Annotated in this window: 12 protein-coding genes; 9 read left to right on the top strand and 3 right to left on the bottom strand. The window is 66.2% G+C overall.

The annotated features are described in order from the left end of the window. Positions 1–243: 243 nt before the first annotated feature. A complete protein-coding gene (locus FB600_RS20450; protein ID WP_145757224.1) occupies positions 244–1,521 on the bottom strand; it encodes an SGNH/GDSL hydrolase family protein in 1,278 nt (425 codons plus the stop codon). 188 nt (positions 1,522–1,709) lie between these two features. Here FB600_RS20450 and paaA point away from each other — a divergent pair, with 188 nt between their 5' ends. The 8 genes from paaA (at position 1,710) to FB600_RS20410 (ending at position 8,118) form a co-directional block, all read left to right on the top strand. After that, positions 1,710–2,720 carry a 1,2-phenylacetyl-CoA epoxidase subunit PaaA gene (gene paaA / locus FB600_RS20445; protein WP_013696347.1) on the top strand — a complete coding sequence of 337 codons (1,011 nt, stop codon included), beginning with the start codon at positions 1,710–1,712 and terminating at the stop codon, positions 2,718–2,720. A gap of 29 nt (positions 2,721–2,749) precedes the next feature. Beyond that, positions 2,750–3,034: a 1,2-phenylacetyl-CoA epoxidase subunit PaaB gene (paaB, locus tag FB600_RS20440; RefSeq protein ID WP_013696346.1), complete on the top strand. Its 285-nt coding sequence runs from the start codon at positions 2,750–2,752 to the stop codon at positions 3,032–3,034. Between the two features lie 7 nt (positions 3,035–3,041). Beyond that, entirely contained in the window at positions 3,042–3,848 is an 807-nt protein-coding gene (gene paaC / locus FB600_RS20435) for a 1,2-phenylacetyl-CoA epoxidase subunit PaaC (protein ID WP_098154640.1), read from the top strand. Positions 3,849–3,855: 7 nt separating this feature from the next. Beyond that, entirely contained in the window at positions 3,856–4,434 is a 579-nt protein-coding gene (gene paaD, locus FB600_RS20430) for a 1,2-phenylacetyl-CoA epoxidase subunit PaaD (RefSeq protein WP_096750677.1), read from the top strand. Between the two features lies 1 nt (position 4,435). Next, complete coding sequence (gene paaE / locus FB600_RS20425) at positions 4,436–5,524, top strand: 1,2-phenylacetyl-CoA epoxidase subunit PaaE (protein WP_025101186.1); 1,089 nt, start codon at positions 4,436–4,438, stop codon at positions 5,522–5,524. Between the two features lie 128 nt (positions 5,525–5,652). After that, positions 5,653–6,474 carry a DUF1835 domain-containing protein gene (locus FB600_RS20420; protein WP_013696342.1) on the top strand — a complete coding sequence of 274 codons (822 nt, stop codon included), beginning with the start codon at positions 5,653–5,655 and terminating at the stop codon, positions 6,472–6,474. Positions 6,475–6,573: 99 nt separating this feature from the next. After that, on the top strand, positions 6,574–7,179 hold the full coding sequence (locus FB600_RS20415; protein ID WP_013696341.1) for a TetR/AcrR family transcriptional regulator: 606 nt from the start codon (positions 6,574–6,576) through the stop codon (positions 7,177–7,179). Positions 7,180–7,470: 291 nt separating this feature from the next. Next, a complete protein-coding gene (locus tag FB600_RS20410) occupies positions 7,471–8,118 on the top strand; it encodes a GNAT family N-acetyltransferase (protein WP_013696340.1) in 648 nt (215 codons plus the stop codon). Positions 8,119–8,248: 130 nt separating this feature from the next. Here the strand turns inward: FB600_RS20410 and FB600_RS20405 are convergent, their stop codons facing one another. After that, positions 8,249–8,743, bottom strand: coding sequence for an Lrp/AsnC family transcriptional regulator (locus FB600_RS20405; RefSeq protein ID WP_017919523.1), 495 nt, complete (start codon positions 8,741–8,743; stop codon positions 8,249–8,251). A gap of 155 nt (positions 8,744–8,898) precedes the next feature. On the opposite strand from FB600_RS20405, the gene hppD reads away from it, so the two are divergent. Continuing rightward, complete coding sequence (hppD, locus tag FB600_RS20400; RefSeq protein ID WP_017919522.1) at positions 8,899–9,996, top strand: 4-hydroxyphenylpyruvate dioxygenase; 1,098 nt, start codon at positions 8,899–8,901, stop codon at positions 9,994–9,996. A gap of 118 nt (positions 9,997–10,114) precedes the next feature. On the opposite strand, the gene FB600_RS20395 is transcribed toward hppD, so the two are convergent. Then, positions 10,115–10,312, bottom strand: a complete 198-nt coding sequence (locus FB600_RS20395) for a hypothetical protein (RefSeq protein WP_025101190.1) — start codon at positions 10,310–10,312, stop codon at positions 10,115–10,117. Between the last annotated feature and the right edge of the window lie 198 nt (positions 10,313–10,510).

Genomic DNA, 10,510 nt, shown 5'->3' with positions numbered 1-10,510 from the left:
GCGTCAACTACTTTTTTCAGCGCCGCGATCAACTCACTGCGTCGATCACTTCTCGGTCAAACGAATCAGCGGCCAACTGCTCAGGCGCTCGACGCGTCCAACCTTGCTTCCCCTTCCGCACCGCGTTTCCGTTAGCGCGAAAGAGGCGTGATTCTAAGCAGGCTCTAGCAGGCACGCAAGTCTTTTTTAAGAACTTTGTTAAAAAATTCGGGCGCCATGACGGCGCCCGTTTTTCATCACGACTCAACGCTGCTTCGCGGCCTCCAGCAGCTTGTCGATCGGCACTGCATCCGCCATGGCCGCATAACCTGCGTCGCTCGGATGGATGTTGTCCCCACTGTCGTAACGACGTTGCATGATCTGCGGTCGCGACGGGTCGCGTAGCGCGGCATCGAAATCGACCACGCCATCGAACGCCCCCGAGGTGCGGATCCAGTGATTCACCTCGACACGAATCGCCTCACGCTCCGCGGGCAAGGACGCCGGCGTCAGCGTCGCACCAAACAAGGCAATTCCTTTCGCGTGGGCACTCACGATCAGGCGGCGATATCCCTGGATCAACGCCCGCGCATCGACCTTCGTATGCGGCGCATCGCAGTCGAGGCCAGCGCGCGGCGGCATCGCCTGAAAATTGATGTCGTTGATCCCGACCAGCAGCACGGCCGCCTTCACCCCAGATCGGGCAAGGACGTCGCGCTCGAACCTGCGCTCGAGTGCGACGCCATAGCAGGCCGAGTCGCTCAGCAAGCGATTCCCGCTGATCCCGAGATTGACAACGCCCCATTGGCGCGCGCCGGCCGCGTCGAGCCGGCGATCGAGCCCGTCCGGCCAGCGCCGGTTACGATTCAGACTCGAACGCATGCCATCGGTGATCGAGTCGCCAACCGCCGCGATCGTACCCACCGCGTTAGGCCCGGCTTCGACCGCCAGTTCGCTGACCCAGGCTGACTGGGTAATCCGAACCTTATAGGCGTCCCCGCTCGTATCCGCGGCATGGTCGCCCGGCGTCGAGACATAGTTGATCTGGTTCGAGACGCGATGCCAGCCCGTCAGCTTCTGCTCGCCATGAACGAACAGGCTGATCGCGTACGGCGCGCCGGCCTCCACCGGCAGCGAGACCGGATCGCTGTCGCGCTCCTCTCCCGGCGCCAGCACGACATCGCGCCGCCCACCAAAGCTCAGCTGCGCGGCGATGTCGCCTCGCACCGCGGCCGTCCCTGCGGAACGCGCGATCCGCGCCGATCCGATCGACAACGGTGCTCGCCCATAGGCGTTGCTGATCCGCACCCTGACCTTGTCGCCGGCAACACTCGGATAGACGATCTCGCGCAGCGTCCGACCCGCAACCTCAGGCGTTCTATATAGAGGAGGCGGCGAAGCCATTTCAGGAATCGGCTGCAGCGCGGTGGCCCAGGCCGCCACCCAGCGCGATGCCTCCCCATCCGCGGCGCTTGCCGCGCCAACCCACCACAACGCAAGACCGCCGACCACGGCCGGCAACACACGACGACGGAAACTCATGATTCGATCCAGCTCACCGGAAAGTACGGGAAAGTGGACGATTGTGCCCGATATCGCCCCGGTTTTTGCATCACCGCCGATCCAGGCCCAGTGGAGCGCAAGCCATCCGGTATCTCTAAAAATTAATTAACCGACCGGACGGTTGGTTTATACTGCGCTCTACCTTCTCCCCGAACGGGACGATCGCCATGTACACGCAATCCCTCGACCTCCCCGGCCAGCCGGCCCCCGCCGACGCTGCCGGCACGAACGCCACCGCCTCCCCCGAGCAGGCGGGCTTCGACGCCGTGATCGGCGCCGACGGCAAGATCGAGCCGCAGGACTGGATGCCGGAGGCCTATCGGAAGACGCTGGTACGCCAGATTTCCCAGCACGCGCATTCCGAGATCGTCGGCATGCTGCCCGAGGGCAACTGGATCACGCGCGCGCCCAGCCTCAAGCGCAAGGCGATCCTGCTCGCCAAGGTGCAGGACGAAGCCGGGCACGGCCTATATCTTTATAGCGCGGCCGAAACGCTCGGCGTCTCGCGCGACACCTTGGTCGACGCGCTGCACGCCGGCAAGGCCAAGTATTCGAGCATCTTCAACTACCCCACGCCGAGCTGGGCGGACGTCGGCGTGATCGGCTGGCTGGTCGACGGCGCCGCGATCATGAACCAGATTCCGCTTTGCCGCTGCACCTACGGCCCCTATGCACGCGCCATGATCCGCATCTGCAAGGAAGAATCTTTCCACCAGCGCCAGGGTTTCGACGCGCTGCTGGCGATGATGGCCGGCACGCCGGCGCAGCGCGAGATGGTCCAGCAGGCGGTGAACCGCTGGTGGTGGCCGGTGCTGATGATGTTCGGCCCGAGCGATGCCGATTCGGTCCACAGCAACCAGTCGGCCAAATGGGGCATCAAGCGGATCTCGAACGACGACCTGCGCCAGAAATTCGTCGACGCGGCGGTCGAGCAGGCCCGCGTGCTCGGCGTGAGCTTCCCCGATCCCGACCTCGCGTGGAACGAATCGCGCGGCCATTACGACTATGGCGCGATCGACTGGGACGAGTTCTGGCGTGTCGTCAACGGCGACGGCCCCTGCAACCGCGAGCGCCTCGCCACCCGCGTGAAGGCCCACGACGACGGCGCCTGGGTCCGCGAAGCCGCGCTCGCCCATGCCGAGAAACGCGCGCGCCGTGCCGAACGGCAGGCCGCCTGAAACCGCCCCTCATCCAGCAGGAGACAGACATGAAACAGGAATGGCCGATCTGGGAAGTATTCGTGCGCAGCAAGCAGGGGCTCGATCACAAGCACTGCGGCAGCCTTCACGCCGCCGACGCCTCGATGGCGCTGCGCATGGCGCGCGACGTCTACACGCGCCGCCAGGAAGGCGTGAGCATCTGGGTGGTGCCGTCGGCGGCGATCACGGCATCCGCTCCGAACGAGAAGGCGGAGCTGTTCGAACCGGCCGGCGACAAGATCTACCGCCACCCGACGTTCTACACGCTGCCCGACGAAGTCAACCACATGTAAGCCCGCGATGACGACGAACCCGGCCTCCCACCTTGCCTACGTGCTGCGCCTCGCCGACAGCGCGCTGATCCTCGGTCAGCGCAATGCCGAGTGGTGCGGGCACGGCCCGATCCTCGAAGAGGACATCGCGCTGACCAACATGAGCCTCGACCTGATCGGCCAGGCGCGACTGCTCTATGCCCACGCGGCCGAACTCGAACGCGCGCTGACCGGCGCCGCGAAGACCGAGGACGACTACGCCTATTTCCGCGGCGAGCACGAATTCACCAACCTGACGCTGGTCGAGCTGCCACATCACGGCCCCTTGAGCGGCACGGCCCAGGCCGACCGCGACTACGCCGTGACGATCGTGCGCAACTTCCTCTACGCGACGCTGATGCTGCACCTCTGGACCGCGCTCGAGACCTCGAACGACACCCAGCTGGCCGCGATCGCCGCGAAATCGATCAAGGAGACGCGCTACCACGAGCATCACGCGCGCGAATGGCTGATCCGGCTCGGCGACGGCACCGAAACCTCGCATCGCCGCGCGCAGGCTGCGCTCGACTATTTGATGCCCTATACCCGCGAATGCTTTGCCGTCGACGCGGTCGAGCGCGAGGTCGCGACGGCCGGCATCGCGCCCGCTGCGGACACGCTCGAAGCCGCCTGGCGCGCCGACGTCGACGCGGCACTCGCCGAAGCCACGCTGGACGCACCGCCGCCGGTGGCGCACGTCAGCACCGGCAAGCTCGGCGAGCATTCCGAGCACATGGGCTTCCTGCTCGCGCAGATGCAGAGCCTGGCGCGCCAGCATCCGGGCGCGAGCTGGTGAGTTGAGCATGCACGCCGCCACGCCGACGAAAGCCGCCATGCCCGCGCCAGCCAACCCCGCCCCGCCCCCCGATCTCGACGCGATCCGCGCCGCGCTCGACACCGTGCCCGATCCCGAGATTCCGGTGGTCTCGATCCGCGAACTCGGCATCCTGCGTGAACTGCGCGAAGCCGACGACGGCCTGCTCGAGATCGTGATCACGCCGACCTACTCGGGCTGCCCGGCGATGTCGCAGATCGCCGAGGACATCGAGGCCGCGCTCGCGCGGATCGGCGCGCCCGCCCACCGGATCGTCACCGTGCTGTCGCCGGCCTGGACCACCGACTGGATCAGCGAGGCGGCCCGCGACAAGCTGCGCACCTATGGCATCGCGCCGCCGGTCGGCAACTGCGGCAGCCCCGCCCCGAACCCCGGCGGCACCTCGAAGGTGATCCGCTTCGCGCCGAAACCCTCGGCCGCGCCGGCCTGCCCGCGCTGCGGCTCGGTCCATACCGAGCGCCTCGCCCAGTTCGCGTCGACGGCCTGCAAGGCGCTCTATCGCTGCCTCGACTGCCGCGAACCCTTCGACTACTTCAAGCCCTACTGACATGGCGACTCCGCAATTCCATCCGCTGCGCATCCGCGAGGTTCAGCCCGAGACGGCCGACGCGGTGACGGTCTCGTTCGAGGTTCCGCCCGGGCTGCGCGAGCAATATCGCTTCACGCAAGGGCAGTTCGTCACGCTGAAGGCGCACATCGACGGCGAGGAAACGCGCCGCTCCTATTCGATCTGCGTCGGCACCACCGACTACGAACGCGACGGCGAGTTGCGCATCGGCATCAAGCGCGTGCGCGGCGGCCGCTTCTCGAACTTCGCCTTCGACACGCTGAAGGCCGGCCACAGCATCGAGGTGATGACGCCCGACGGCCGTTTCTTCACGCACCTGAACGCCGAAGCCGGCAAGCACTACCTGGCCTTCTCCGGCGGTTCGGGCATCACGCCGGTGCTGGCCATCATCCGCACCACGCTCGAACTGGAGCCGCGCAGCCGCTTCACGCTGATCTACGGCAATCGCAGCGTCGATTCGATCATGTTCGCCGAAGGCCTGGAAGACCTGAAGAACCGCTTCATGCAGCGTTTCGCGCTCTACCACGTGCTGTCCGACGAGCAGCAGGACGTCGAGCTGTTCAACGGCGTGCTCGACCAGGCGAAGTGTGCGGCCTTCCTCGACACGCTGGTGCCGCCCGATTCGATCGACGAGGCCTTCATCTGCGGCCCGGCGCCGATGATGGACGCGGCCGAGGCGGCGCTGGCCGCGGCCGGCGTGGCGCCGGAGCGGGTCCACGTCGAGCGCTTCGGCACGCCGCTGCCGCAGGCCGGCGCGCCGGCGGTGGAAATCACCGAAACCACGCCGGCCGCCGCGCTCGAGATCGTGATCGACGGCAAGACGCGCAAGCTGCGCCTGCCCTACGAGGGCCCGAGCCTGCTCGATATCGGCCTGCGCGCGGGCCTGGCGCTGCCCTATGCCTGCAAGGGCGGCGTGTGCTGCACCTGCCGCGCGAAGGTGCTCGAAGGCGAGGTGCGGATGGACAAGAACTACACGCTCGAAGCGCACGAGGTGAGCGACGGCTTCGTGCTGACCTGCCAGTGCCACCCGATCAGCGACAAGGTGGTGGTCAGCTACGACGAACGTTGAGCGTCGTCATCGCCGTGCGCGGCGCGGTATCTCGTGACACGGCATCTCGCTTACACTAAGGGCCGCCTGACGGGCCGGGGCACACCAGCCCGGCCGCCAGGCGGCCCTTCTTCGTTGATCTTCGGCAGATGAGCATTCTTCACGTCACCATCGGCGGCTCCGCCGCCGCCTCGCTACGCAACGCGCTGGCTTCGGCCGGCCGCACCGATTCCGTGGTCGAACTCCTCGACGATCTCGCCGTCGGCCCCTTGCGCGGCATCGACGACGCGTCCGCGACACGCGCCGCCTTCTGGGAAAAGCTGCTGCCCGGCGAGTTGTTCGATTGGCCCGCCCAGTTGGCCGGCGAGCTCGACAAGCTGGCCGAACTCGCGGCAGGCGCCGACCAGGTAGTGATCTGGCACGCGCAAAGCGCCGCCGACCAGTTGATGCTGCGACGCGTGGCCTACCACCTGCGCAACGCGCCGCAACGGCTCAACGAGGTACGACTCTCGGTGGCCGATCTCGATGCCGACACGCGAGAGCGGATCGGCGAGCGCCCGGTCTCGACGGGCCTGTTCTCCCCCGAGCATCTGGCCGCGAAACTGCCCGAAGCCGCGCCGATCTCGGTGCTTCGCATCAGCCGGCTCGCGCTCGAATGGCAGGAGGCCAAGCAGGCCAACGCCGAGCTGCGCTACTGGATCGACAACACCTTCAAGAGCGGCCATTACGCCGATATCGACGCGCTGGTGCTCGAACATGCCGGGGAAGACTGGCAGCCGGCCGCGCGCGTGGTGGGCGCGGTGATGGCCTACGCCGACCGCGGCCACCTGGTGGTCAGCGACAGCGTGGCGTTCTGGCGCTGCCGCGAACTGGTCGCGGCGGGGCGCCTCGAGCTGCAGGGCGAGAATCCGCATGTCGACCGCCTGCGCGAGATCTCGCTGCGCGCGGTGCCTGCCGACGCGCTGCACTGAGGCAGCGGCGGGCCGGCGCCCGCCCTTGCGTACAATTCCCCTGGCGCACTATCGCGCCAACGGGCGGCGCCCCGCCACCCGACCTTTTCGATCCACGCCATGGCCCGCACCCGAGCGCCCGACCACGAATCCCAACGCGAGCAGATTCTCGACCTCGCGGCCGCGAAGTTCGCGCAGACCAGCTACCCCAGCACCTCGATGACCGACCTCGCCGCCGCCAGCGGCACCTCGAAGGCGCGTCTCTATCATTACTACGAGGGCAAGGAAGCGATCCTGTTCGACCTGCTCGACCGCTACACCACGCGGCTGATGCTGATCATCGCCGAGGTCGAGGGGGCCAGCCAGCGCCGCGGGCTCAGCGAGCGCGAGGCCTTCGCCGAGCTGATCCGCGCCTTCCTGGTCGAATACGAAACCTCGCACAGCCGCCACGTGGCGCTGCTCAACGACGTCAAATACCTCGAGAACACGCAGCGGCAGGTGATCCTCGATCGCCAGCGCGATATCGTCGCCGCCTTCACGCGCCAGATCGAGCGCGCCTACCCGGGCCGCGTCTCGAAGCAGAACCAGACCTCGGTCACCATGATGGTGTTCGGCATGATCAACTGGACCTTCACCTGGCTGAAACCGGGCGGCCGCCTCGGTTACCGCGATTTCGCCGAGCAGGTGATCGAGCTGATCGAGCGAGGGCTCGGCGGCGAGGCCTGAGCGAATCCCGGGCCGCCGCAGGGGGCCGGAAGGCGAGAAAACGAGGGACAAATACTGCGGAGCAGCAGACGTGCCGCGAGCGTTGCGCCCGAGGCACATGTGGCACATCGCCACATATATCATCCGATGAAACGATTATCGCCAAGAAATCAAAAACTTCCGGCGATCGTTGCATATCTTTAGAAGACCTCCTCCACACGAATCCGGGTTTTCCCTGATCCGACGTGTACCGTTCGGTTAGAATGCTGCTGCATTGCACAACCCGGCTGTACGGTCTCTGAGGAACCCACGATGAACACGCTCCCTCTCCGCCCCGCCGACCCGATCGGCAAGGTCGGGCAGGCGCCGGTTCTCGTCAGGGAACTGGCTTCCACCGACCGTGAGCAGATGCTCACGCATTTCATGGCGCTCGACGATGAAGATCGCCTGCTGCGCTTCGGCCAGATCGTGCCGAACCACGTAATCGAGAATTACGTGCGCACCATCGATTTCGGCCGCGACACCGTGTTCGGCGTGTTCGACGCCGCGCTCGAGCTGGTCGGCGTCGGCCACCTGGCCTACCTGCCCGACGAGGGCGACAAGCGCACCGCCGAATTCGGCGTCTCGGTGCTCGAATCGGCGCGCGGCCAGGGGGTCGGCACGCGGCTGTTCGAGCGCGCGGCGATCCGCAGCCGCAACACCCACGTCTCGACGCTCTACATGCACTGCCTGTCGCGCAACGCGACCATGATGCATATCGCGAAGAAGTCGGGCATGCGGATCGAATACGCCTGTGGCGAGGCCGATGCCTACCTGTCGCTGCCGCCCGCCGACCACTCGACGATCATCGCCGAGATGCTGCAGGAGCAGGCTGCCGTGTTCGACTACGCGATGAAGCGCCAGGCGCGCCGCGCCACGCAGATGTTCGAATCGATGCTGCCGGCGGGGCTGGCCGCCTGAGGTCCGAATCGTCCGGGCCGCCCCGGCCCGGCGGTCTTGCCGCACCAAAATCCAGAATCCAGAACGGGCGGCCCGCAAGCGGGTCGCCCGTTTCGTTTACCGCCGCCATGCTCCGCCCGCGCCGAGGAAATCAGCGGATCGGCAGCGCCGTGGTTTCCTTGAAGCTCTCCAGCGCGAAACTGGTCTTCACGTCGATCACCGAGGGATGGTGCAGCAACTGCTCCTGCACGAATCGCGAGAAATGCGCCATGTCCTCGACCTGCACGCGCAGCAGGTAATCCATGTCGCCCGTCATCGCGTGGCAGGCCACCACCTCGGGCCAGGCCTGCACGGCCGCGCGAAAGCGCTCCGAATGGGTGGCGCCGCCCTCGCCGGCGGCCACGCCGCCGCGCTTCTCGAGCCGCACGCTGACATAGGCCAACAGGTCGAGCCCGAGTCGCTTCGGGTCGAGCAAGGCCACGTAGTTGGTGATCACGCCCATTTCCTCGAGACGCCGGATCCGGCGCAGGCAGGGGCTGGGCGACAGGTTCACGCGCTCGGCGATCTCCTGGTTCGACAGCCGGCCGTTCTCCTGCAGGATCGCCAGGATCCGCCGATCGATGGCGTCCAATTCGACACGCGCCATTTTCCTCCCCTAGTTCGATTTTTATTGGTTGAAAGTTGCGCAATCGTATCGGGGTGCGATTAATTTCGCAAGTAATTGCCCGCATCGCCCGCCTACACTGTTCTGCATGCGGCGGCTTGCCGCCCCCACGATCGATCCGACCATCAGGAGACAGCATGCAAGTTCCCACCTGGGACAATCCCGTCGGCACCGACGGCTTCGAATTCATCGAATACACCGCGCCGGACCCGAAGGCACTCGGCCAGCTGTTCGAGCGCATGGGCTTCCGCGCGGTCGCGCGCCACCGCCACAAGGACGTCACGCTGTACCGCCAGGGCGAGATCAACTTCATCATCAACGCCGAGCCCGATTCCTTCGCGCAGCGCTTCGCGCGCCTGCACGGCCCCTCGATCTGCGCAATCGCGTTCCGCGTGCAGGATGCCGCGCAGGCCTATCGCCGCGCGCTAGAACTCGGCGCCTGGGGTTTCGACAACAAGACCGGGCCGATGGAGCTGAACATTCCCGCCATCAAGGGCGTCGGCGACTCGCTGATCTATTTCGTCGACCGCTGGCGCGGCAAGAACGGCGCGCAGGCCGGCAGCATCGGCGACATCGGCATCTACGACGTCGATTTCGAGCCGATCCCGGGCGCCGATCCGGCCCCCGTCGGCCACGGCCTGACCTATATCGACCACCTCACCCACAACGTCCACCGCGGCCGGATGGCCGAATGGGCCGAGTTCTACGAGCGCCTGTTCAACTTCCGCGAGGTGCGCTACTTCGATATCGAGGGCAAGGTGACGGGCGTGAAGTCGAAGGCGATGACCTCGCCCTGCGGCAAGATCCGCATCCCGATCAACGAGGAAGGCTCGGACACGCCGGGCCAGATCCAGGAATATCTCGACGCCTATCACGGCGAGGGGATCCAGCACATCGCGCTGGGCAGCGACGACATCTATCGCACCGTCGACGGGCTGCGCGGCAGCGAGGTCAGCCTGCTCGACACCATCGACACCTACTACGAGTTGGTCGACCGGCGCGTGCCCAACCACGGCGAGCCGCTGGCCGAGCTGCGCAAGCGCAAGATCCTGATCGACGGCGCGCACGACGACCTGCTGCTGCAGATCTTCACCGAGAACCAGATCGGGCCGATCTTCTTCGAGATCATCCAGCGCAAGGGCAACCAGGGTTTCGGCGAGGGCAACTTCAAGGCCTTGTTCGAATCGATCGAGCTGGACCAGATCCGGCGCGGCGTGGTGCAGGACAAGGTCTGACGGCCTGATGCCAAGGCGCCGCCGGGCGCGCGACCGGCAATGAAAAAGGGCGGAAATCGCAAGATTTCCACCCTTCTCGTTATGAGGAAAAACGACGCCGCGCGGCGCCGGCTCGATCTCAGGCTTTCGGCGCTCCGCTCACCTGCGTGGTCGCCGTCACGCCGGCCGGCGCGATCGCGTCGCCCGCGGGGGTGATCTGCAGCATCGGTGCGCTCGCCGCGGCCAGGGCGCTCGCGCCTTGCGAGCGCAGCGGGCCGGTCATCGCGAAGAACGCGGTCGACACCATCAAGAAATTCTGGATATGACGCGTATTCATGGAACCTCCGTTGTATCAGCCGGCTGGCTCTCTCCATTCCAGGGCCATCGTTGGGGCCCGACCATTGCCGGCAGCGCAATAGACTAAACGGAAACCCCCGGCGCGGCCCGGGGCTTTACATGCTTTTACATGATGTAACGCAGAAAATTGCAGGCAGATCGCAAGGATTCACTACAAAAAACACAACAAACGGCGGGT

Origin of the sequence: Burkholderia sp. SJZ089, assembly GCF_007828315.1 — a bacterium.
GTDB lineage: Bacteria > Pseudomonadota > Gammaproteobacteria > Burkholderiales > Burkholderiaceae > Burkholderia > Burkholderia gladioli.
This window is presented reverse-complemented; position numbering and strand designations above follow the sequence as displayed.